The sequence below is a fragment of the Acinetobacter yuyunsongii genome, from assembly GCF_041021915.1.
Classification (GTDB): domain Bacteria; phylum Pseudomonadota; class Gammaproteobacteria; order Pseudomonadales; family Moraxellaceae; genus Acinetobacter.
Genome location: NZ_CP157435.1, coordinates 2,087,881 through 2,111,577 on the forward strand (window position 1 = coordinate 2,087,881; position 23,697 = coordinate 2,111,577).

A 23,697-nucleotide genomic window follows, 5' to 3' on the forward strand; every position below is an offset into this window, starting at 1 on the left:
TATATTAATTTAATGAGGGATTTTAAATGTTGAGTTCAGCATTGACTGAAATTTTAATCATCACCGGTATTATTTTTGCAGCACTCATTTTTATCGGTGTTGTGATTGCTCGCCTATATACCCGTTCCAGCAAAGAAGTGTCGTTTGTACGAACAGGTTTTGGAGGTGAAAAAGTTATTCTGAACGGAGGAGCAATTGTCCTCCCTGTTTTACATGAAATTATTCCTGTGAATATGAATACGCTGCGCCTCGAAGTTAAACGGGCAGCAGATCAAGCACTGATCACTCGTGATCGTATGCGTGTCGATGTCATGGCTGAATTCTATGTTCGAGTCAAACCTACTGGTGAATCAATTGCAACGGCAGCTCAAACATTAGGTCGAAAAACCATGTCACCTCAAGAGTTGAAAGACTTGGTTGAAGGCAAATTTGTTGACTCTTTACGTGCTGTTGCTGCTGAGATGGCAATGGAAGAACTGCATGAAAAACGTGTGGACTTTGTACAAAAAGTTCAGCAAGTCGTTTCTGAAGATTTATCTAAAAATGGTTTAGAACTTGAAACAGTGTCATTGACTGGTTTAGACCAGACCAGTTTTAAATTTTTTAATCCACAAAATGCCTTCGATGCAGAAGGTTTAACCAAACTAACTGAAACCATCGAAGATCGTCGTAAAAAACGTAACGATATTGAACAAGATGCGGACTTGGCGATTCGTGCGAAAAATCTGCAAGCTGAACAGGCAAGACTACAAATTTCTCGTGAAGAGGAATATGCCAAGCTACAGCAGGAACGTGAAATTTCAATTCGTAAGGCCGAACAAAGTGCTGAAATTGCTGCTCAGGAAGCGGCTAAAAAGCGTGAAGCAGAAGAAGCCCGTATTGCTGCTGAACGTGAAGTTGAAATCAAACGTATTGCTTCGGCTCGTGATGTAGAAAATGAAAATATTCAAAAAGCACAATTGATTCAAAAAGCACAAGTTGAGCAAAAGAAAACCATTGAATTGGCTGAACAGGATCGTGCCATTGCGATTGCTGAAAAATCTCGTGCAGAATCAGAAGCCAAAGCCCAAGCAGATAAAGCCCGTGCCGAAGCCGTAAAAGCCGAAGAAGAAGTTGTAACGGTACGTGAAACACAACGTGCTGAACGTCAAAAAGCGGTTGAACTAGTTGCAGCCAAACAGACTGCTGAAAAAGAAGCAATTGCTATCACTGTCGCAGCAGATGCAGGTAAAAAAGCCGCTGCTGATGAAGCGGAAGCTGTGCGTATTGCTGCTGAAGCAGATGCTGAAAAAATTCGCTTAAAAGCGAAAGGTGAAGCCGATGCTAAAATATTGCTTGCCCAAGCTTTAGAGAAACAATATCAGGTTGATGCAGAAGGTGCTCGTGCAGTGAATGAAGCCGCCAATACTCTTTCTGCTGAGCAAGTGGAAATGCAAGTTCGTTTGGCACTATTAAAGCATTTACCAGAGATCATTCGTGAAAGTGTTAAACCAATGGAAAACATTGATGACATCAAGATTTTACAAGTAAATGGTTTAAGTAATTTCGCAGGTGGTTCTGTATCAGGTGAAACAGTTGAAAATACCCAAACCTCTTTGTCTGATCAGGTTGTGAATAGCGCCCTACGCTACCGTTCACAAGCGCCACTGATTGATAGCTTAATGAGTGAATTGGGTTTACAAGGCGGTGATATCAATGGTTTAACTCAAGGGTTGAAACCAAAAGCAGACTAAGTGTTGTTGATCTAAAAAGAGTCTTAGCCATAAGGCTCTTTTTTATGAAAATCAAAAACTTGATCAATAAAAAACCCCAATATTTCTATTGGGGTTTTTTTTCAAGATTAAAATCTAACGTATTACGCCAAACCTTTCTCTTTTAACACTTGCAACATAGTAGAACCTAGCTCAGCTGGGCTACGCGTGTAAGCCATTCCCGCACGTTCAAATGCAGCGAATTTCTCTTCAGCAGTACCTTGACCACCAGAAATGATCGCACCAGCATGCCCCATACGCTTACCTTTAGGCGCAGTTACACCAGCGATGTAACCGACTACAGGCTTAGTCACGTTAGATTTGATGAATTCAGCAGCTTCTTCTTCCGCTGTACCACCGATCTCACCAATCATGATGATTGCATCAGTATCTGGATCATCTTGGAACAATTGAAGCGCTTCGATCTGGTTCATACCTGGAATTGGGTCACCACCAATACCGATACAAGTCGACTGACCTAAACCAAGCTTAGTTGTTTGAGCAACAGCTTCATAAGTCAATGTACCTGAACGTGAAATAATACCAATACGACCTGGTTGGTGGATGTGACCAGGCATAATACCGATCTTACATTCACCCGGAGTGATCACGCCTGGGCAGTTAGGACCAACTAAACGAGTACCGTTACCGTTAGTTTCTAAGTAGCGTTTCGCTTTCAGCATGTCGATGGTTGGAACACCTTCAGTGATCACAACGATTAAACCAACACCTGAGTCAACCGCTTCAACGATTGAGTCTAAAACGAATGGTGCTGGTACATAAATAACAGATGCATCCGCATTTGTTTCACGTACCGCTTCTTTCATCGTGTTGAATACAGGCAGTTCAAGATGAGTTGTACCACCCTTACCCGGAGTGACACCACCAACAACTTTTGTGCCGTAGTCTAAAGCTTGTGCAGAGTGGAAAGTACCGTTTTTACCAGTAAAACCTTGTACCAATACTTTAGTGTCTTTATTAATTAATACGCTCATGATTGATACTCCTTACGCTTTCACTGCAGCTACAACTTTTTCTGCGGCATCGGATAAACCATTCGCAGAAATTAATTTCAAACCAGATTCATCAAGTAATTTAGCACCTAACTCAGCGTTGTTACCTTCTAAACGAACAACAACGGGTACAGTGACATTTACTTCTTGAACCGCTGCAATAATTGCTTCCGCAATCATGTCACAACGTACGATTCCACCGAAGATGTTGATTAAAACACCTTGAACAGACGTATCAGCAAGAATGATTTTGAACGCTTCGATTACGCGCTCTTTGGTTGCACCGCCACCAACGTCAAGGAAGTTTGCAGGTTGACCACCATAAAGTTTGATAATGTCCATCGTTGCCATTGCAAGACCAGCACCATTCACCATACAACCGATATTACCTTCTAGAGCAACATAGTTAAGATCAAATTCAGATGCTTTTAATTCACGCTCATTTTCTTGAGATTTATCACGTAAAGCAGCAACTTCTGGTAAACGGTATAACGCATTTGAGTCAATGCCTACTTTTGCATCAACACACAAAATTTCACCATTTTCACGTACTGAAAGTGGGTTAATTTCAAATAAAGCAAAATCATTTTCTACAAATGCTTGATATGCAGCTGTCATGATTTTAACAAATTGACCAACTTGTTTATCTTTTAATGCTAATTTAAATGCAACTTCACGTGCTTGGAATGGTTGTAAGCCAACAAGTGGATCGACTTCAACTTTAATAATTTTTTCAGGTGTTTCTTCTGCAACTTTCTCGATTTCTACACCACCTTCGGTAGAAGCCATGAAAGTAATACGACGGCTAGAACGGTCGACAACCGCACCCAAATAAAGCTCACGCTCAACTGGATATACATCTTCAGCAACAATAATACTATTTACTGGTTGGCCATTTGCATCTGTTTGATAGGTTACAAGACGCGTACCAATAATATTGTTTGCAAATTCGATAACATCTTCTTTTGATTTCGCAACTTTTACACCGCCAGCCTTACCACGACCACCAGCATGAACTTGTGCTTTCATTACAGCAAATTTACCACCAAGCTGTTCAAACGCAGCAACGGCTTCATCTGCATTTGTTGCCAAGATACCTTCCTGTACTGGCATACCATATTTTTTCAATAATGCTTTAGCTTGATATTCATGTAAGTTCATTCAGTTACCTACTATGTAGTTTATTGTCATACAGTCTAGATATATTATAAATTATAGACTGTTACAAGTTGAGTAAATGATTGTTTTTATTTCAACCATCATTAATTAAAAAGTGTGGCGAACCACACTTATTTTGTTATTTACGTTTACGTTGAATCGCGTGGATGGCACGACCATCAACAGCAAGCGCGGCTTCATGTACAACTTCTGAGAAAGTTGGATGACCAAAAGTCATTAATTGTAGGTCTTCAATTGAAGATACAAACTCAAGTGCGATCATACCTTGATGTACGATATCAGATGCATTTGGTCCCACAACGTGCATACCTAATAAACGGTCAGTTTTTGCATCAGCAACGAACTTCACAAAACCAGCAGTATCACCAGCAGCCAACGCACGACCATTCACCGCAAACGGGAATTGACCTGCTTTAACTTCGTGACCTTTTTCAGCGGCTTGTTCTTCAGTTAAACCGACCCAAGCTGCTTCTGGGTGTGTGTAAATAACGCTAATGATCGTGTCATAGTTCACTTGAGCAGCATGACCGTGTATACGTTCAACTGCCATTACGCCCTCTTCCATTGCTTTATGAGCAAGCATTGGACCGCGTACCAAGTCACCAATCGCGTAAACACCTTCAACAGATGTTTGGCACTGATCATTCACATCAACCAAACCACGTTCAGTCAATTTAATGCCAGAATCTTCTGCCAATAAACCTTCTGCATATGCCTTACGACCTACACATACGATTAACTTGTCAAAAACTTGTTCTTTGTCTTCGCCAGCTTGGTTATATTTAACCGTTACTTCGCGGCCATTGGTTTCAGCACTAGAAACTTTTGCACCGATACGGATATCTAAACCTTGTTTTTTCAAGATTTTTTGATATTCCTTCGCCAATGCTTTGTCTGCCATTGGTAAGAAAGCATCTAATGCTTCAAACACAACAACTTCTGAACCAAGGCGACGCCATACAGAACCAAGTTCTAAACCAATAACACCTGCACCAATCACACCAAGACGTTTAGGAACTTCTGGGAATTTTAATGCACCAGTAGAATCAACGATTAAGTCTTCATCCACTGGAGCGACTGGAATATTTACAGGTACAGAACCAGTCGCAAGAATGACATATTTAGGTTCTAAAACCTGTACTTCACCTTCAAACGGTGTGAATTCTACTTTTTTACCTGCAAGTAATTTACCCGTACCTTGTAACCACTCGATACCATTACCTTTCAGTAATTGAGCAACACCACCCGTCAATTGATCTACAACTTTGTCTTTACGTGCCAACAAAGTATCTAAATCAAATTTAACTTCGCCAGTCGTGATACCGTGTTCAGCAAGCTCATGAATTGTTGCTTCGTAACGGTGAGAAGAATCAAGCAATGCTTTAGAAGGGATACAACCCACATTTAAACATGTACCACCCAAAGATGGCTTACCGTTGTGAATACGTTTTTCGATACAAGCGACTTTGAAACCAAGTTGAGCTGCACGAATCGCTGCTTCATAACCACCAGGACCACCGCCAATGACAACAAGATCAAACTGTTGAGACATTTTTCTATTCCTTAAATCTCCCCCTAACCCCCTCTTTGCAAAGAGGGGAAATACCGTGACTGGTAGTCCCCCTTTATCAAAGGGGGATTTAGGGGGATTTAAATATGTTAAAGATCAAGAATGAGTTTAGCTGGCTCTTCTAACAATTCTTTGATTGTTACAAGGAAACCTACAGCTTCTTTACCATCGATTAAACGGTGGTCATAAGAAAGTGCTAAGTACATCATTGGCAAGATTTCAACTTGACCATTTACCGCCATAGGACGTTCTTGGATTTTATGCATACCCAAGATTGCAGTTTGTGGCTGGTTTAAAATAGGTGTTGAAAGCAATGAACCGAAAGTACCGCCGTTCGTGATCGTGAACGTACCACCCGTCATTTCTTCGATCGATAATTTGCCTTCACGTGCTTTACCAGCATATGCAGCAATACCACCTTCAACTTCAGCGTAGTTCATACGATCTGTATCACGAAGGATTGGCACAACTAGACCACGGTCAGAAGAAACAGCTACACCAATGTCATAGAAACCGTGATATACGATATCGTCGCCATCGATAGAAGCGTTTACAGCTGGGTAGCGTTTTAACGCTTCAGTTGCCGCTTTAACGAAGAAAGACATAAAGCCTAAACGTGCACCGTGACGTTTTTCGAAAGCATCTTTATATTGCTTACGCATTTCCATGATTGGCTTCATGTTCACTTCGTTGAACGTGGTTAACATTGCAGTTTGTTGTGTCGCAGCCAATAAACGCTCAGCAACACGCTTACGTAAACGTGTCATTGGAACACGTTTCTCGATACGCTCGCCGACAGCAACGCTTAATGGTTGAACTGATGCAGCAGGTTTAGCTTGATGGCTAGCAACATCTTCTTTAGTGATGCGACCACCACGGCCTGTACCTTGAACGTCAGCAGCATTGATACCAGTTTCAGATAATGCTTTACGAACTGCAGGCGCTTGGTTTTGATCAACTGCTTGAGTTGATGCAGCTGCTGGCGCAGATGCAACTGGAGCAGCCGCGGCTGGTGCAGCAGCTTCAGGAGCAGCGGCAGCAACAGCACCAGTTTCGAATTGAGCAATCACTTCGTCAGAAAGAACTGTATCGCCTTCACCTTTGATGATTGCAACTAAGCTACCATCAGCTGGAGCAACCACTTCTAAAACAACTTTATCGGTTTCAATGTCACAGATCACTTCATCACGTGATACAGGTTCACCTACTTTCTTGTGCCAAGTTGCGATCGTACCGTCAGCAACTGACTCTGGAAATACCGGTGCTTTAATTTCGGTTGCCATTATTTAGAATCTCCTGATTGTTCAACTTCAATCGCAAGTGCGTCATTGATAAGCTGAGCTTGTTGTTTTGCATGCAAGTATGGCGAGCCACAAGCAGGTGCGGCAGATGCGTCACGACCAGCATAGCTAATACGAATTTGTTTACCTGATTTAAGAACGTCTTCATATAAACGAGGAACGATAAATAACCAAGCACCTTGGTTCTTCGGCTCTTCTTGTGCCCAAACAAGTTCTTGAATGTTTGGATACTGAGCCATAACCTCAGCTAAGCGTTGTTCTGGGTATGGATACAATTGTTCGATACGAACGATCGCAATATGGTTTAGACCAAGCTCACGACGTTTTTCGAGTAAATCGTAATAAACCTTACCACCACAAAGAACTAAACGAGTCACATCAGCTTTATTGATTTGATCAACTTCATCAATCACAGTTTGGAATGAACCGTTTGCTAATTCATCTAAAGTTGAAGTCGCAAGTTTATGACGGAGTAATGATTTTGGTGACATTACAATCATTGGCTTACGAATCGGACGAACCGCTTGACGACGCAATGCATGGAAAATCTGCGCTGGTGTTGTCGGTGTCATCACTTGCATATTATCTTCAGCGCAAAGCTGTAAGAAACGCTCTAAACGTGCAGATGAATGTTCTGGACCTTGGCCTTCATAACCATGTGGCAACAACATGGTTAGACCACACACACGCTCCCACTTGGTTTCACCCGAAGCGATAAATTGGTCAATAACAACTTGCGCACAGTTTGCGAAGTCACCAAATTGTGCTTCCCAAACGATTAAGCTTTTTGGCAATGTCGTTGAATAACCATATTCAAATGCAAGCACTGCTTCTTCTGACAACAAAGAGTCATAGACCGCAGTACGTGGCTGATTTTCTTTGATATGACAAAGTGGAATATAAACCGAACCATCGACTTGGTTATGTAATTTGGCATGACGGTGCGAGAATGTACCACGACCCACATCTTCACCCGTGATACGCACAAGGAAGCCATCGTCAAGCAAAGATGCATAAGCTAAAGTTTCAGCGGCACCCCAGTTCAGTGGCATTTCACCTGTTTGCATCTTCACGCGATCTTCGATCACTTTCTGAACTTGACGTTGTAATACAAAACCTTCTGGTAATGTATTCATTTTCAAACCAAGTTCTTTTAGACGATCGATGCTAAAAGTTGTATCCCAAATATCTGTGTATTCATGACCTAAATATGGCGACCAATCTACAAACATTTTTTTGTTTGGTTCACGAACTAAAGCATTGGCAACATGATTACCTGCTTCTAAGTCAGAGCGATAACCTTCAACCATAGCATCAGCACTTGCACGATCAAGCACTTTTTCTTGAACCAATTGATCAGCATACAACGTACGTGTTGTTGCTTTCTTGTTGATCACTTGATACATCAATGGTTGAGTTGCAGATGGTTCATCTGCTTCGTTATGACCACGACGACGGTAGCAGAACAAGTCTAAGATGACATCTTTACGGAAAGTATGACGGAAATCATGTGCAAGCTGAGTTACGAAAATCACAGCTTCAGGATCATCACCATTCACATGGAAAATCGGCGCCTGAATCATCTTCGCAACGTCAGTACAATACTCTGTAGAACGTGTATCACGCGGATCAGAAGTTGTGAAGCCCACTTGGTTATTGATCACGATGTGAACGGTACCGCCCACTGTGTAACCACGTGTTTGTGACATTTGGAAGGTTTCTTGGTTTACACCTTGACCCGCAAATGCAGCATCACCATGTACAATCACTGGAAGAACGTCATCGCCGCCAATATCTTTACGACGAACTTGACGTGCACGAACCGAACCTTCGACAACCGGACCAACGATCTCTAAGTGCGATGGGTTAAACGCCAATGCTAAGTGAACTTCGCCACCCGGAGTCATTACGTTTGAAGAGAAACCTTGGTGATACTTAACGTCACCAGAACCTTTTTTATGTAGGCTCTTGCCTTCAAATTCACCAAAAAGATCCGCTGGGTTTTTACCCATGATGTTCACAAGAAGGTTGAGACGACCACGGTGTGGCATCCCAATCACAACTTCTTTACAACCGACGCTGCCTGCACGTTGAATGATTTCATTCATCATTGGAATAAAAGACTCACCGCCTTCTACACCAAAACGTTTCGCACCAACGAATTTATTACCAAGATATTTCTCTAAGCCTTCCGCAGCGGTTAAACGCTCAAGAAAACCTTTTTTCTGATCATTGGTGTAATTGAATTTACCGCGAGCACCTTCCAAACGTTGTTGAATCCAACGCTTTTCTTTGGTATCAACGATATGCATATATTCTGCACCGATTGAAGAGCAGTAAATTGCTTCCATGGACTCAACCATTTCAGACAATGTCGCTTCTGCTTTACCAATCGCGAGGTTACCTGTATTAAATACAGTATCTAAATCAGATTTGGTTAAACCGTGTGCAGATAAATCAAGATCTGGAACTTCTTCGCGTTTCGCAAGGCCTAATGGATCAAGTTTGGCTTTTTGATGACCACGGTTACGATAAGCAGCAATCAGTTGTAATACACCAATTTGACGACGCTCATGTTCTGTACTTACAGTGCTTTGTACAACAGGTTGAACTCGGTTTGAATTACGACCCAAAAGGAGGAATTGCTCGCGCACACTGCCGTGTGGTTGATCACCTTTAGGGTATTTATCGAAATATTCACGCCAATCCTCTGACACTGAGGTTGGAGAAGTTAGGTACTGTTCGTAAAGCTCTTCAATATACGCTGCACTATCAGCGGAAAGTTCAGTGTCAAGACGCAGTGCGTCAGCAACTTCTTGCATTTTTGGACCCATTTCCTATTGCAAAAAATAATACAGGTTGCCTTTTAAGCACACCCATGATTCATAGTATCAAATTGGTAACATGACACTACTACTCAAGATCATCCAACCTTGAGACATTATCACTACACATCAGGAGTATTCCTTTTGATGTAATAAATGAGCTATGCACTTTCAATTCAAAGCACATAACTCATCCTTATACTCGATGAAATCGAGCAATTTTTTGCAAACCATTTTAGAAAAATTAACAAAAATATTAACTTTTCTAAATTGACTTTAACTCAAACTACATCCATACAATTGGTAAGCATTAGAGCGATATAACATCAGGAATATGCTTAATTTTTGCTTCAGGTCGTGGCAGAAATCGTAACATGTTCTCATGTACGAATTGATTTTTTTGACACATACCATCTATAAAGCAGCGAAATACACATTCTTCATTATATTCTAATATACCGCCCTTTTTATAATTGTTGCACCCTTATCGACCAAAGTTAAAGATTTTCTACAATTCTTGCACAAACATTATGCAGAGCGCCTAAAAATAGATCATTCATTTTTCTTAAGCTCAAAATTTATAAATTTCAACACTCAATAATATTTTTTAAGGACTCGATAATAAGCCTTGCACCTCCCAACACAAAAAAGGATTTAAACAAAATAAAAAAGGGAACTTTTAAAAAGTTCCCTTTTCACATGTCAGAAAACTGTATTAACCAGCTTGGTCTAACAACATATTACGAATGTGACCAATTGCCTTCGTCGGGTTTAAACCTTTAGGACAAACTGATACACAGTTCATGATCCCTTTACAACGGAACAAAGAGAATGGGTCGTCTAAACGAGCCAAACGCTCTTGTGTTGCCGTATCACGAGAGTCAATGATAAAGCGATATGCATTTAACAATGCAGATGGTCCGAGGAACTTATCAGGGTTCCACCAGAATGATGGGCATGATGTTGAACAACATGCACAAAGAATACATTCATATAGACCATCTAAGTGTTCACGGTCTGCTTGAGACTGTAAACGCTCTTTTGCTGGTGCAGGCTGATTGTTAATCAAGAACGGTTGAATCTTGTCATATTGATCATAGAACTGGTTCATGTCTACAACCAAATCTTTTACCACTGGTAAACCAGGTAAAGGACGGATCACAATCTTCTCTGGTAAATCGTTCAAGTTCCACAAGCACGCTAAACCATTTTTACCATTGATGTTGACACCATCCGAACCACAAATACCTTCACGGCAAGAGCGACGGAATGTTAATGACTCATCTTGCACTTTCAACGCAAGTAACGCATCAAGCAACATACGGTGCTTATCGGTTAACTCAAGTTTGAAAGTTTGCATGTACGGCGCTTTATCCTTATCAGGATCATAGCGGTAGATTTCGAATGTACGAGTACCTCTACTCATCTTTGTTCTCCCGATTAGAATGTACGTGGCTTAGGTTCAATTGCTTCAACCGTTAATGGGCTGAAACGTACCGGCTTGTATTCAAGACGGTTGTCTGATGAATACCATAAAGTATGCTTCATCCACTCATCATCACGGCGACCGTATGAATAAGTTGGGTGATCAGGTGCTAACTCATAGTCAACAACTGTATGCGCACCACGACATTCTTTACGTGCAGCAGCAGAAATTAGAGTCGCTTTCGCAACTTCATACAAGTTTTCAACTTCCAATGCTTCAACACGTGCAGTGTTAAATACTTTAGATTTGTCTTTCAAATGAATGTTACGAACACGTGGCTCAATCGCAAGAATTTCTTTTACGCCTTTATCAAGCAATGCTTGAGTACGGAATACACCTGCGTGATCTTGTACGATATCACGGATTGCATCAGCAACTTCTTGCGCGTTTTCACCCGTCGTTGAATCATCTAACTTACGAATACGCTTTAATGTGTTTTCCAACACATCAGTCGGAAGCGGTTGATATTCATCACCATGATGTTTAGTCACGTAGTCAATGATGTGTTCACCCGCTGCTTTACCAAATACTACAAGGTCAAGCAATGAGTTTGTACCTAAACGGTTTGCACCATGTACTGATACGCAAGAACATTCACCGATCGCATAGAAACCTTTTACTGGTTTCACATAGTCACGTGTACCTTTATAAGAATACTCTTTGGTATCTTTATCATAGTGCGCAGAGAATTCACCCTCTTCAACACCGTGTGGTACAACCACTTGACCATGAATATTCGTAGGAATACCACCCATTTGATAATGGATTGTTGGTACAACTGGAATTGGCTCTTTGGTACAGTCAACGTTTGCGAACTTCTTACCAATCTCAAATACAGATGGTAGACGTTTCATAATCGTTTCAGCACCCAAATGCGTCATATCTAATAAGATATAATCCGCCTTAGGACCACAACCACGGCCTTCTTTAATTTCTTGGTCCATAGAGCGTGATACGAAGTCACGTGGCGCCAAGTCTTTTAAAGTTGGAGCATAACGTTCCATGAATGGTTCGCCGTCTTTGTTACGAAGGATACCACCTTCACCACGACAACCTTCAGTTAACAATACGCCCGCACCCGCAACACCCGTTGGGTGGAATTGCCAGAATTCCATATCTTGTAATGGAATACCTGCACGAGCAGCCATACCAAGACCATCACCAGTGTTGATATAAGCATTGGTTGATGCACGATAAACACGACCAGCACCACCAGTAGCAAATAAAGTCGCTTTCGCTTGGAATACTGCAATATTACCTGTTTCTTGGTCGATTGCGGTTACACCAAGAACATCACCTGCTTCGTTACGGATTAAATCTAATGCAATCCATTCAACGTAAAACTGAGTACCCATTTTTACGTTACTTTGATACAAAGTATGAAGTAATGCATGACCTGTACGGTCAGCAGCAGCACACGCACGTGGTACAGCTTTTTCACCGTAGTTTGCAGAGTGACCACCAAATGGACGCTGATAGATCGTACCATCTTCGTTACGGTCAAACGGCATACCTAAGTGTTCAAGCTCATAAACAACTTTTGGCGCTTCACGTGTCATGAACTCGATTGCGTCCTGATCGCCTAACCAATCCGAACCTTTAACCGTGTCATAGAAGTGATAATGCCAGTTATCTTCTTGCATGTTACCTAACGATGCACCAATACCGCCTTGAGCAGCAACAGTATGCGAACGTGTCGGGAATACTTTGGTCAATACTGCAACTTTTAAACCAGCTTGAGCAAGTTGGTAAGAAGCACGCATACCAGAACCACCACCACCAACAATAACTGCATCGAAAGTGAGGTTTTGAATATTTGAATAATCTTCTTTAGGGTTAATTGCGCCCATGATCTCTTCCTATCAATTTGCCCAGAAAATCTGGATACCCCAGATTGCGTACACGAACACTGAAATAATGACAGCTGTAGTGAGTACAAGGCGTAAACCTGAAGCCGAAGAACCCATTTGACGAGTCGTTACATAATCAGTAAAGACTTGCCACATCCCAATCCAGGCATGTGCAACGAGCGATAATACGGCCAGCAAAGAAAAAATCTTCATTGGCAGAGTCAACATAAAGCCAGCCCACTGTTCATAGCCAAATCCGCTGTTGCAGAGAATCCAGCCAAACAGAACAACAGTATAGGCAGCCAATACAACCGCACTCACACGCTGGATATACCAATCGCGAGAACCTGAACCTGTTAAACCTGTAGCACTTTTCATCAGAACATAATCCATACGAAAGCTGCGATAATTCCAAGCGCAGACAAGATCAATGAAATAGTAGCTGCGATACGACCGCTTTGTAATTCTTCCGCAAAACCCATGTCAGCAAGCAAGTGCTTGATTCCTGCAATAAAGTGGAAAATTAACCCAGCTACAAATACCCATACGATGAAACGTACAATGATATTTCCGAAAACGACATTTTTAACGTAGTCAAATCCTTCTGGTGAAGATAAAGATTTATCCAAAATCCACAAAAGAACAGCGACTAATAAGAAAACGATTACACCTGATAAACGGTGTAGAATTGATGCAATAGCCACGGGTGAGCGTAAATTTACCGCTAACACCTGACCCATGGACAAATTGACAGGTCTGTTGCTTTTCACAGCGGGCATCCTGTAGGTAGAAACTCCATCTGGAGTTTGTTTGAATTAATTCAAAGGAAAGCTGGCATAGTCAGGCAAGCATAATGCACGCCTAACCTATATAACGACAACGAATTATAAAACGTGAAATATCAAAATACAAACAATCAGTTTTCGCTTTAGTCGAAAATCCAATGAAATAAGAATCATTCACATTTAATGCGTGTTTAAGCTGCGTTGGAAACAGCAATAAAACCCAATATATTACTGTTATATAAAAATAAAATATAAGTTATTATTTTTTAGTTTACTAAATTTTTTGTCAAAATTATTTCTAATATATTTCAATAACACTCCACTTAATGTCTAAAAATTAATCAAAAAATACAATCTTAAATATAGGCGAAAATAATACCCCTCATTTATATATTAAATATCAGGGATCAATAATCTGTTTCCTCACACCAATTAGCCACAAAAAATAAGCTATTTTTTATACAGTTAATCGCACCATAATGAATCAATTATGACTCAATATATAAAACTTTTAATCTATTTTTTAATGGATAGTTAATTCTAAACCCTGAGATATATAGGCTTTTGAATTGTGGTAAGTATTTATTTTTTAAGCACCAAAATATAACTCGGATAAAAATTTACTTACAATTGTACTGGTGCTTCATTTTTTTTATGCACCTCAAACCTGATTTGACATATTATACTCGACCGATGCTGTGATTTTACTCAATTTTTTCTTTGATACTAAATGACTAGTTGACTGCAATAACGTTATTTTTTATCCCTAAGTATAATTGACAAAATTTTAGTAGCCACTAATCTTATAGCAAATTTTGACACCGTCTGATTCGCACATGACAAGATTAGGATTTCGAGTCAGATAATCATTCACCAGGACAGGAGATCTATTGAATGTCTGCAGCAACTGGCAAAAAAGCCGTATTACAGCTTGATGGCAAAGAAATTGAATTACCAATTTACAGCGGCACATTGGGCCCAGATGTAATTGACGTTAAAGATGTATTAGCATCTGGTCATTTTACTTTCGATCCTGGTTTTATGGCGACAGCTGCTTGCGAATCTAAGATCACATTCATTGATGGTGACAAAGGTGTGTTATTACACCGTGGCTATCCGATTGATCAATTAGCGACTCAAGCAGACTATTTAGAAACTTGCTACTTATTATTAAATGGCGAGCTTCCAAATGCTGAACAGAAAGCAGAATTTGATGCTAAAGTTCGCAACCACACTATGGTTCATGACCAAGTAAGCCGTTTCTTCAATGGTTTCCGTCGTGATGCTCACCCTATGGCAATCATGGTTGGTGTAGTAGGTGCATTATCTGCGTTTTATCACAACGGTTTAGACATCGAAGATGTTAACCATCGTGAAATTACTGCAATTCGCTTAATCGCGAAAATCCCTACGCTTGCAGCGTGGAGCTACAAGTACACTGTAGGTCAACCATTCATTTACCCACGTAATGACTTAGGTTATGCAGAAAACTTCTTACACATGATGTTTGCTACTCCTGCTGATCGTGACTACAAAGTAAATCCTGTTCTTGCACGTGCAATGGATCGTATCTTTACGCTTCATGCTGACCACGAGCAAAATGCATCTACGTCTACAGTTCGTCTTGCTGGTTCTACTGGTGCGAACCCATATGCATGTATCTCTGCTGGTATCTCTGCACTTTGGGGACCTGCTCACGGTGGTGCAAACGAAGCTGTACTTAAAATGTTAGATGAAATTGGTAGCGTTGAAAACGTTGCTGAATTCATGGAAAAAGTAAAACGTAAAGAAGTGAAGCTTATGGGCTTCGGTCACCGCGTTTACAAAAACTTTGACCCTCGCGCTAAAGTAATGAAGCAAACTTGTGACGAAGTTCTTGAAGCATTAGGCATCAACGATCCACAATTGCAGCTTGCTATGGAACTTGAGCGTATTGCATTGAACGACCCGTACTTCGTAGAGCGTAAGCTTTACCCGAACGTAGACTTCTACTCAGGTATCATATTAAAAGCGATTGGTATCCCAACAGAAATGTTTACTGTAATTTTCGCTCTTGCACGTACTGTTGGTTGGATCAGCCACTGGTTAGAAATGCACAGCGGTCCTTACAAGATCGGTCGTCCACGTCAGCTTTACACAGGCTCGACTCAACGCGACATCAAACGTTAATTTTATTTTTAAAATTAATGTTAAAAAAGCTGCCTAATGGCAGCTTTTTTATGCACAAAAAATAGAAATATCTTAACGCCCCCAATTTATATCTTTTGCATAAGGTTCGACCATTTTAATCCGCTTGATATTTTCTTTTTCAAGTTGAGTTAGACGTGTATCCACATTAGTATAGCAAGGCATATACCAATCATATTGCGAAAATGTAGTTGCCCAATTTTTATTCTGAAAAGCATAACCATGACGTGCATAAATTTCATTACGCATATATTGCAACTGCCCTAAAGGCACTTGTAAATCAGCATCTTTCAACAAACGCACCGAAGCATCAGGAAATTCACCTTGCCCTTTTGCATATTTACATTGCTGTGCATTTAAACTAAAAAATTTAGGTTTTACCGTTTGACTTACAGACAACCATTGCGCTTCAATCGGTGAAGTATTCCCTTTATAATTCAATACGAATCGACCAACATCCACACCTTGCCCAACCTCATTCAAGGTTAATGTATAATTTGAATTAGTTTGCTTAATTTTCCCTTTAAAATTTAGTTTCTTACCATTCAAAACACTATAACCATTAACATCATTACCTTTTTGCTGCATAAACAAAGAAATTTTTTGTTCATCGTTATATAACCCTGTCCATGAAGGTGCTATTTGAGGGGGCTGTGCTAAAGTCAGCGGAGTGCTTGATAAAATAGCAATCGCAATTAATAATTGTTTAGGCTTATTCATTTTAATGTTCTCATCTAAAAAGACTATTTAAATTATTTTGCTTGCACAGCATATCAGTGATCAATATTTATGTGGAAAATACTCAACCGATTCTCTCAATTGATCATCATATTAGTTTTCGGCTATCTATCTTGGTTAATGCTTAAAATCTGCCTGAATTATTTCCCTTGGTCGGATAGCACCAATTTTTTAGTTCTTAAGCAAGATGTCGTACACTCTCAGCCTTGGCGCTTTGCATTTCAAACTCATGTTATCACTAGCAGCTTGGTATTATTGGCGGGTTTTACCCAATTCTCACATTCAATTCGTAACAACACACCACGTTTACATCGCTATGCGGGCTGGCTTTATATTATTTCAACACTTGGAGCCGCCTTGCCTAGCGGCTTCATTCTTGCAATCTCAGCAAATGGAGGTCTAAGTACTCAAATCTGCTTTGTTATTCTTGGATTATTATGGGGAACAAGTACCCTATTTGCACTTTATTATGCTTTTCAAAAAAAATGGATTGCACATCGTAACTGGATGATTCGAAGTTTTGCTTTAACATTATCTGCATTAAGCTTAAGAACATGGAAACTTGCACTTTACCAAATTCAACCCTATTGGGATTGGCTTACACCAATCCACATTTATCAGCTTGAAGCATGGCTGGGCTGGACGATCAATGTATTAATTGCTGAAATGGTTATTTATTGGCGAACTTTTCGTAAAAAAGCTTTTTAGATCTCATCATCTTCTAAGGCGCGTAACAAGGTTGCACTGATACCATCTGCACGTAACCATGCCAATTCATAACTCGCCTTCGCCAAAGCCAGCACACGTCGCTCAAACTCATCCCAAATTGGTTTAACCTGTGAATCTGTAATACCAAGCCCACTATCATGTGCCAAATGCTTATTTTTCTCACAGACTTTTAAAGCATGATACAGCTTACGCCCAGCACTTGCGCTTTCCAGAATACGAATGTGCTTGCCGTGGATAAAGCCCTCGACATGCTGGAGACTGGCATTGGGCAGCAATGGCACCAGAATCTGGTCCAGTTGTGCATCCAAACGCTTCCAGACCACCAACCGCTGTTCAGGCGTATAGGTGTTCCACTGAATCACTTCATGATTAAAACGTCGACAACCACGACAAACCAGATCACCAAATACCGTTGAGCAACGTCCTGCACAGGGGGTCAATGATGGAATTCGACGATCGTTACTCAAAACCAACTCCTTTAAAACCATATTTGTTTTATGGCTTTCTCGCTTATTTTCAGATTTCGCGCTAAAATGTGCGCCTTATTTTTCTATCTTAATACATTTGGAGTTATCCATGAACGCTACTGTAGAACAGCTTGCACCTGTAGAACAGCAAGCGACCAATAATTGGGTTGTTGCGGCACTATATCAATTTAAAGAAGTTTCAGATGCAGCAGACCTGCAACAACGTCTTTTGAACTTAGTGAAGAGCATCAATTTATGTGGAACTCTGATTGTAGCGTCTGAAGGAATTAATGGAACTGTTGCTGGCGACCGTGCCGCGATTGATAGCGTTCATCAATTCCTTTTAAACGAAGGTTTCAATGCAATGGAATATAAAGAGTCTGAAAGCTCTGAAAAACCATTCCGTAAAATGAAAATTAAACTTAAAAATGAAATTGTCACTTTAGGTGTCGACGTTAAGCCACGTGACCTGGTTGGCCACTATCTTGATCCAAAGGAATGGAATGAGCTGATTAGCCGTGATGACGTGATCCTGATCGACACTCGTAATGACTATGAATACAAAGCTGGTACATTCAAGGGTGCAATCGATCCCAAAACGGAAACATTCCGTGAATTTCCTGAATATGTAAAACAAAACCTTGAACAACATAAAGACAAAAAAATTGCGATGTTCTGTACGGGTGGTATTCGTTGCGAGAAATCAACTTCTCTCCTTCTTCAAGAAGGCTTTAAGGAAGTTTATCATCTCAAAGGCGGTATTTTAAAATATCTAGAAGAAACCCCTGCCGAAGAAAGTATGTGGGAAGGTGAATGCTTCGTATTTGATGGTCGTACTGCGGTGACTCACGGCGTTGAAGAAGGTGAAAATATTAAGTGTCACGCTTGTGGATGGCCACTTACTAAGGTTGAAGCTGAATTACCAAGCTATGAACACGGTGTGTCTTGTGTTTACTGTATTGATAAAACTACGGATAAACAAAAAGCTGGCTTCCGTATGCGTCAGTCACAAATTGCAGCGGCAAAACGCAAACGCCTATAAATAAGTATAAAGATTTAATAAAAAGCCTTAGCTCAAACTAAGGCTTTTTTATTTTAATCATCAAAATTATTAACCAATACATCATTGAGAGTTATTTAGACAAGCATTATTCTAAACCTTAACTCACAAATCACATTTAGGCGCTATGGGACTGGAAGGCTGGGTATTATCCATCATGGAGAAACTAGGATACTTGGGTATCGCATTTTTAATGTTTCTTGATAATATTTTCCCACCAATTCCATCCGAAATCATTATGCCCTCTGCGGGTTATACCGCTTCTAAGGGAGACTTGAGCTTAATTGGCGTTATTATTGCTGGTAGTATCGGCTCACTCCTAGCCGCGGCATTACTGTATTGGATTGGTAGAAAAATTCCGCAACACCACCTTTTTACTCTTGTCGAACGCTACGGAAAATACCTACGTATTAGTGTTGCTGATCTTGAAAAATCATTGGCTTGGTTTGAAAAATATGGGCATAGGATCGTTTTTTTTGGTCGTATGGTACCTGCAGTTCGCTCTTTAATTAGTATCCCAGCAGGTATGAGCAAAATGCCTTTTAGTAAGTTCATAGCTTACAGTGCTGCAGGTACAATCCTTTGGACCACCCTACTTGCCTATGTTGGTTATCATTTTAGTGAAAATCCAGCATTGATGAGTGCTATTACACAGCGTATTGGCACTATTATTTTAGCTATTGCAATAGCATACGTCCTTTGGTTCTTAATCAAAAAATTCTATTTATCAAAAAAATAGTAAATGACATTTTCAACTCTATTTAAATGGATACCGAGGTTCAAATAATGCAACATGATTTTTGGCATGACAAATGGCAAAACAATAATATTGGTTTTCATCAAGACCAACCTCACACCCTACTCACCCAATATTTTAGATCATTAGATTTAAAGCCTCATGCTCGTATTTTTGTTCCACTTTGTGGTAAAAGTTAGATATAAACTGGCTAATAAATCAGGGTTATCAAATAGTTGGTATTGATCTTAGCCCTATTGCAATCCAAGATCTTATTTCAAATTTAGGATTGAGCTTTAAAGAGACACAATCAGGTGAATTGACGCACTATCAACATCCTCAAATTGAATTATTCGTTGGTGATTTTTTCCAGTTAACAGCACAACAACTTGGTGATGTAGATGCTGTTTATGATCGAGCTGCCCTAATCGCTCTTCCACCGCAAATGCGAAGCCAATACACACAACATTTGTTAGACATTACAAAACAAGCACCTCAGCTATTAATCAGCCTTGAATATGATCAAAACTCACTTAAAGGACCACCATTCTCCGTTCCTGAACATGAATTAACTGAGCATTATGCAACGCATTATCAAATTAAATTATTGGAAACGATAACAGAGAATCTTAAGGGTAAAGTAATCGCCTATGAAAATGTTTGGTCTCTGGGCAAATCATCCCAAATAGATTAAATAGCGAAGAGAAATATAAAAGCATTGAATAGTGATCTCCACTTGATGCTTCCTCAATCACAAAAACATTAACTCCCAAAGGAGATATAAAAAACGTCCTCTAAAGGACGTTTTTCTATTTAATTTGGTGTCAAATTATGCATTACTTTTATAACTACATAAGATGTAGCATCACGCTGGCGTGTGATACATAAGATAAATTTCGTTCAAATTATCAGGAATTTCTTCTGCTAATTCATCCATCAATTGACCGTTGCGGCGGAAAGATTCCATTTGTGGATCTTCTTCATCAATGCCACTAAACACCATAATTGGTAAAGTTAAATCAACCAATTGTTCTTCAAACTCTGGAGCAAACCATGCCTCTTCATTTAAGAACATTGCATCAACAAAACCAACGCTCCAATCACCTAAACTTGAATCAACATCTGCTTCTTCAATTTCAAAAGGGAATTCAATTCCGTTTTCATTGGCTAAATCTTGGCGAATAGACTCTAACCAAGCTTTGATTTGTTCAATGATTTCACTAGGAACTTTCTTTTGATTACTCTCAAAAAGCTCATCCAACCAACGATCAAATTTTGGACCAACCGCAATAGCACACAAAAAGCCATGAGTCGCTGCAAAATCTAAACCGTGCTCATTTTGATCACCGTCAAGAAAATTACTCAATAAGTCTAAATCTAATGTGCTCATTTTATGATCCAAATTTTAAATACACGGCAACAGCATAACATTTTCAAACATAAAGTCTTAGCAATTTTGCTTCACTTTAGTCATCCAAATCATCGTCGTCGAAATCATAATCGAAATCTTTTAATTCTCGTTCTAAACGGCGTTGAGCGAGTAGATCATCAATCAAACGGCGCTTTTCTAATGATTCTTTGGCACTGATTTTGCCTGATGACTCATCAAAACCAACATCATCCTCACCGTAGTTATCATCATCTAATTCGAAATCTGTAGAAGACACTAACAGCACCTCTAAATGAAAAAATATAAATGGGTCTAGCCGCTATTTATCGGTCTTATCAAACCTTGTCAAGTTTTATTTGTTTTTTTCACTATAAAATGGTGTTTTGTACTTTTTTTCATCGTTTTTTTGTGTATTTATATTCTCACAATTGTACAAATGAAAAAATTCTTGAATAGGAATTCTCTGCTTGAAAAATTATGACACACCCCCATATTTAAGGAACTACAGTTCAATCCAACCTATTTTTTATTTAAAGTTAGCGGATCAAATCCAAAACATTCCTCGTGAATTGTGCTATCATGCACGGTTTTTCACCGCCACAGATTCAACAAAAGAGTAAGCAAAGATGAGCGATATGAATTCCCCTACTTCTCAAGTAGCGGCTCTGATTAGCCGAGGCAAAGAACAAGGTTACTTAACTTACGCTGAGGTTAACGATCATCTACCAGACTCAATTACGGAAAGTGAGCAGATTGAAGACATCATCCAGATGCTTCAAGACGTTGGTATTCCAGTGCATGAACGTGCGCCAGAAACTGATGACACCATGTTTGGTGAATCTACTGAAGCTGCGGACGAAGTCGCTGAAGAAGAAGCTGCTGCCGTATTAGCATCTGTTGAAAGTGAGCCTGGTCGTACAACTGACCCTGTACGTATGTACATGCGTGAAATGGGGACAGTTGAACTTTTAACACGTGAAGGCGAAATTAGCATTGCAAAACGTATCGAAGAAGGTATTCGTGACGTTTTACATTCAATTGCTTATTGGCCAAATGCTGTTGAAGTCGTTTTACAAGAATATAATGACTTTTTAACAGGTGAGCGTCGTCTTGCCGATATTCTTTCTGGCTATTTAGACCCAGAAACTGATGATGACATTCCAGAAGTACTGGAAGAAGAAGCAGAACTTGAAGAAGCTGAAAGCGCGACTTCCACCACCAAGGAAGTCAAGCTTGATGATGATGACGAAGAGGAAGAGTCTGAGGGCGATGATGATTCTGAAGGTGATTCAGGTCCAGACCCTGAAATTGCCAAAGTTCGTTTTTCTGAACTAGAAGCTGCTTGGAATGATACAAAAGCAATTGTAGCAAAACATGGTCGCAATAGTGACGAAGCAAAAGCTGCACTAGAAGCTTTAGCTGCTGTCTTTATGATGTTCAAATTCACACCACGTTTATTTGACATCATTTCAGAAATGATTCGTGGCACACATGAGCAAATTCGTACCAACGAACGTGAAATCATGCGTTATGCAGTGCGTCGTGGTCGTATGGATCGTAATCAATTCCGTACAACCTTCCCTGAACAAGAGTCAAATCCAGCTTGGTTAGATGAACAAATCGCGAAAGCCCCTGCTCAAACCAAAGCACATTTAGAAAAAGTGCGCCCTGACGTATTGGCATTCCAACAGAAAATTGCCGATATTGAGAAAGACCTTGGTTTGAACGTAAAAGATATCAAAGATATCTCTAAACGTATGGCAGTTGGTGAAGCGAAAGCACGCCGCGCCAAGAAAGAAATGGTTGAAGCAAACTTACGTTTGGTTATTTCAATTGCGAAGAAATACACTAACCGTGGCTTACAATTCCTTGATTTGATTCAAGAAGGTAACATCGGTTTGATGAAGGCTGTAGACAAGTTTGAATATCGTCGTGGTTATAAATTCTCGACGTATGCAACTTGGTGGATTCGTCAGGCGATTACTCGTTCAATTGCCGATCAAGCGCGTACTATTCGTATCCCAGTCCACATGATTGAAACGATTAACAAGATCAATCGTGTATCACGTCAACTTCTTCAAGAAATGGGACGTGAACCGACACCTGAAGAATTAGGTGAGCGTCTTGAAATGGACGAGGTTAAAGTTCGTAAAGTACTTAAAATCGCAAAAGAACCGATTTCGATGGAAACACCGATCGGTGATGATGAAGATTCGCATCTTGGTGACTTCATTGAGGACTCAAACATCACATCTCCAGTCGATGCTGCGACCTCAGAAGGTTTAAAAGAAGCGACACGTGAAGTGCTTGAAAACTTAACAGAACGTGAAGCTAAAGTCTTAAAAATGCGTTTTGGTATCGATATGCCAACCGACCATACTTTAGAAGAAGTGGGTAAACAGTTTGACGTAACACGTGAACGTATCCGTCAGATTGAAGCGAAAGCGTTACGTAAACTTCGCCACCCTTCTCGCTCTGAACATTTACGTTCATTCTTGGAAAACGACTAATCTTTGAGAAATCTTGTGCTAGACCAATGCATGGTATTGGTTTAGCGCAGGACTTGAAGTTCAACACTTCATCCCCATCTAGTGATTAGATCATAAGCGCCTGCACTGATGCAGGCGTTT

General features: G+C 40.2%; 19 protein-coding genes and 1 pseudogene. 7 read left to right on the forward strand and 13 right to left on the reverse strand.

What is annotated here, in order from left to right; genetic code table 11:
• Nucleotides 1-26 precede the first annotated feature (26 nt).
• A complete protein-coding gene (locus ABLB98_RS10020) occupies nucleotides 27-1,733 on the forward strand; it encodes a flotillin domain-containing protein (RefSeq protein ID WP_348882196.1) in 1,707 nt (568 codons plus the stop codon).
• Nucleotides 1,734-1,855: 122 nt separating this feature from the next.
• On the opposite strand, the gene sucD is transcribed toward ABLB98_RS10020, so the two are convergent.
• From sucD to sdhC, 9 genes are all read right to left on the reverse strand, one after another.
• Complete coding sequence (gene sucD, locus ABLB98_RS10025) at nucleotides 1,856-2,746, reverse strand: succinate--CoA ligase subunit alpha (RefSeq protein ID WP_004664438.1); 891 nt, start codon at nucleotides 2,744-2,746, stop codon at nucleotides 1,856-1,858.
• A gap of 12 nt (nucleotides 2,747-2,758) precedes the next feature.
• Nucleotides 2,759-3,925 (reverse strand): ADP-forming succinate--CoA ligase subunit beta, encoded by a 1,167-nt coding sequence (sucC, locus tag ABLB98_RS10030; protein WP_004664440.1) that lies wholly within the window; start codon nucleotides 3,923-3,925, stop codon nucleotides 2,759-2,761.
• A gap of 136 nt (nucleotides 3,926-4,061) precedes the next feature.
• Nucleotides 4,062-5,495, reverse strand: a complete 1,434-nt coding sequence (gene lpdA, locus ABLB98_RS10035; RefSeq protein WP_348882199.1) for a dihydrolipoyl dehydrogenase — start codon at nucleotides 5,493-5,495, stop codon at nucleotides 4,062-4,064.
• 107 nt (nucleotides 5,496-5,602) lie between these two features.
• On the reverse strand, nucleotides 5,603-6,796 hold the full coding sequence (gene odhB, locus ABLB98_RS10040; protein WP_348882201.1) for a 2-oxoglutarate dehydrogenase complex dihydrolipoyllysine-residue succinyltransferase: 1,194 nt from the start codon (nucleotides 6,794-6,796) through the stop codon (nucleotides 5,603-5,605).
• Nucleotides 6,796-9,636, reverse strand: coding sequence for a 2-oxoglutarate dehydrogenase E1 component (locus ABLB98_RS10045; RefSeq protein ID WP_005161748.1), 2,841 nt, complete (start codon nucleotides 9,634-9,636; stop codon nucleotides 6,796-6,798). Before ABLB98_RS10045 ends, odhB begins: the two co-directional genes overlap by 1 nt.
• Before the next feature lie 718 nt (nucleotides 9,637-10,354).
• Nucleotides 10,355-11,065: a succinate dehydrogenase iron-sulfur subunit gene (locus ABLB98_RS10050; protein WP_005161752.1), complete on the reverse strand. Its 711-nt coding sequence runs from the start codon at nucleotides 11,063-11,065 to the stop codon at nucleotides 10,355-10,357.
• Between the two features lie 14 nt (nucleotides 11,066-11,079).
• A complete protein-coding gene (gene sdhA, locus ABLB98_RS10055; protein WP_348882202.1) occupies nucleotides 11,080-12,975 on the reverse strand; it encodes a succinate dehydrogenase flavoprotein subunit in 1,896 nt (631 codons plus the stop codon).
• A gap of 12 nt (nucleotides 12,976-12,987) precedes the next feature.
• On the reverse strand, nucleotides 12,988-13,353 hold the full coding sequence (sdhD, locus tag ABLB98_RS10060; RefSeq protein ID WP_087536947.1) for a succinate dehydrogenase, hydrophobic membrane anchor protein: 366 nt from the start codon (nucleotides 13,351-13,353) through the stop codon (nucleotides 12,988-12,990).
• Nucleotides 13,353-13,754, reverse strand: a complete 402-nt coding sequence (sdhC, locus tag ABLB98_RS10065) for a succinate dehydrogenase, cytochrome b556 subunit (protein WP_087536948.1) — start codon at nucleotides 13,752-13,754, stop codon at nucleotides 13,353-13,355. The genes sdhD and sdhC overlap by 1 nt, the downstream gene beginning before the upstream one ends.
• Nucleotides 13,755-14,654: 900 nt before the next feature.
• On the opposite strand from sdhC, the gene gltA reads away from it, so the two are divergent.
• Nucleotides 14,655-15,929, forward strand: coding sequence for a citrate synthase (gene gltA / locus ABLB98_RS10070; protein ID WP_005161757.1), 1,275 nt, complete (start codon nucleotides 14,655-14,657; stop codon nucleotides 15,927-15,929).
• A gap of 72 nt (nucleotides 15,930-16,001) precedes the next feature.
• Here gltA and ABLB98_RS10075 read toward each other — a convergent pair whose 3' ends face one another.
• Nucleotides 16,002-16,667, reverse strand: coding sequence for a YARHG domain-containing protein (locus tag ABLB98_RS10075; RefSeq protein WP_348882204.1), 666 nt, complete (start codon nucleotides 16,665-16,667; stop codon nucleotides 16,002-16,004).
• Nucleotides 16,668-16,736: 69 nt separating this feature from the next.
• On the opposite strand from ABLB98_RS10075, the gene ABLB98_RS10080 reads away from it, so the two are divergent.
• The gene (locus tag ABLB98_RS10080) at nucleotides 16,737-17,393 is read left to right on the forward strand and encodes a DUF2306 domain-containing protein (RefSeq protein WP_348882205.1); all 657 of its coding nucleotides are present in this window, start codon (nucleotides 16,737-16,739) and stop codon (nucleotides 17,391-17,393) included.
• Here ABLB98_RS10080 and ABLB98_RS10085 read toward each other — a convergent pair.
• A complete protein-coding gene (locus tag ABLB98_RS10085) occupies nucleotides 17,390-17,881 on the reverse strand; it encodes a DUF1289 domain-containing protein (protein WP_348882206.1) in 492 nt (163 codons plus the stop codon). The two genes, ABLB98_RS10080 and ABLB98_RS10085, sit on opposite strands and share 4 nt — an antisense overlap.
• Before the next feature lie 109 nt (nucleotides 17,882-17,990).
• Between ABLB98_RS10085 and ABLB98_RS10090 the strand changes: the two genes are divergently transcribed.
• The 3 genes and pseudogenes from ABLB98_RS10090 (at nucleotide 17,991) to tmpT (ending at nucleotide 20,371) form a co-directional block, all read left to right on the forward strand.
• Complete coding sequence (locus tag ABLB98_RS10090; protein ID WP_348882207.1) at nucleotides 17,991-18,923, forward strand: rhodanese-related sulfurtransferase; 933 nt, start codon at nucleotides 17,991-17,993, stop codon at nucleotides 18,921-18,923.
• Between the two features lie 145 nt (nucleotides 18,924-19,068).
• Nucleotides 19,069-19,680, forward strand: coding sequence for a DedA family protein (locus tag ABLB98_RS10095; protein ID WP_348882208.1), 612 nt, complete (start codon nucleotides 19,069-19,071; stop codon nucleotides 19,678-19,680).
• Between the two features lie 47 nt (nucleotides 19,681-19,727).
• Nucleotides 19,728-20,371: pseudogene (gene tmpT / locus ABLB98_RS10100) on the forward strand (thiopurine S-methyltransferase).
• 171 nt (nucleotides 20,372-20,542) lie between these two features.
• On the opposite strand, the gene ABLB98_RS10105 reads toward tmpT, so the two are convergent.
• Nucleotides 20,543-21,067: a YecA family protein gene (locus ABLB98_RS10105; protein ID WP_005161776.1), complete on the reverse strand. Its 525-nt coding sequence runs from the start codon at nucleotides 21,065-21,067 to the stop codon at nucleotides 20,543-20,545.
• Nucleotides 21,068-21,143: 76 nt separating this feature from the next.
• The gene (locus ABLB98_RS10110; RefSeq protein ID WP_004664469.1) at nucleotides 21,144-21,344 is read right to left on the reverse strand and encodes a PA3496 family putative envelope integrity protein; all 201 of its coding nucleotides are present in this window, start codon (nucleotides 21,342-21,344) and stop codon (nucleotides 21,144-21,146) included.
• A 349-nt stretch (nucleotides 21,345-21,693) separates the two neighbouring features.
• Here ABLB98_RS10110 and rpoD point away from each other — a divergent pair, with 349 nt between their 5' ends.
• Nucleotides 21,694-23,577 (forward strand): RNA polymerase sigma factor RpoD, encoded by a 1,884-nt coding sequence (gene rpoD / locus ABLB98_RS10115; RefSeq protein ID WP_348882209.1) that lies wholly within the window; start codon nucleotides 21,694-21,696, stop codon nucleotides 23,575-23,577.
• Nucleotides 23,578-23,697: the final 120 nt, after the last annotated feature.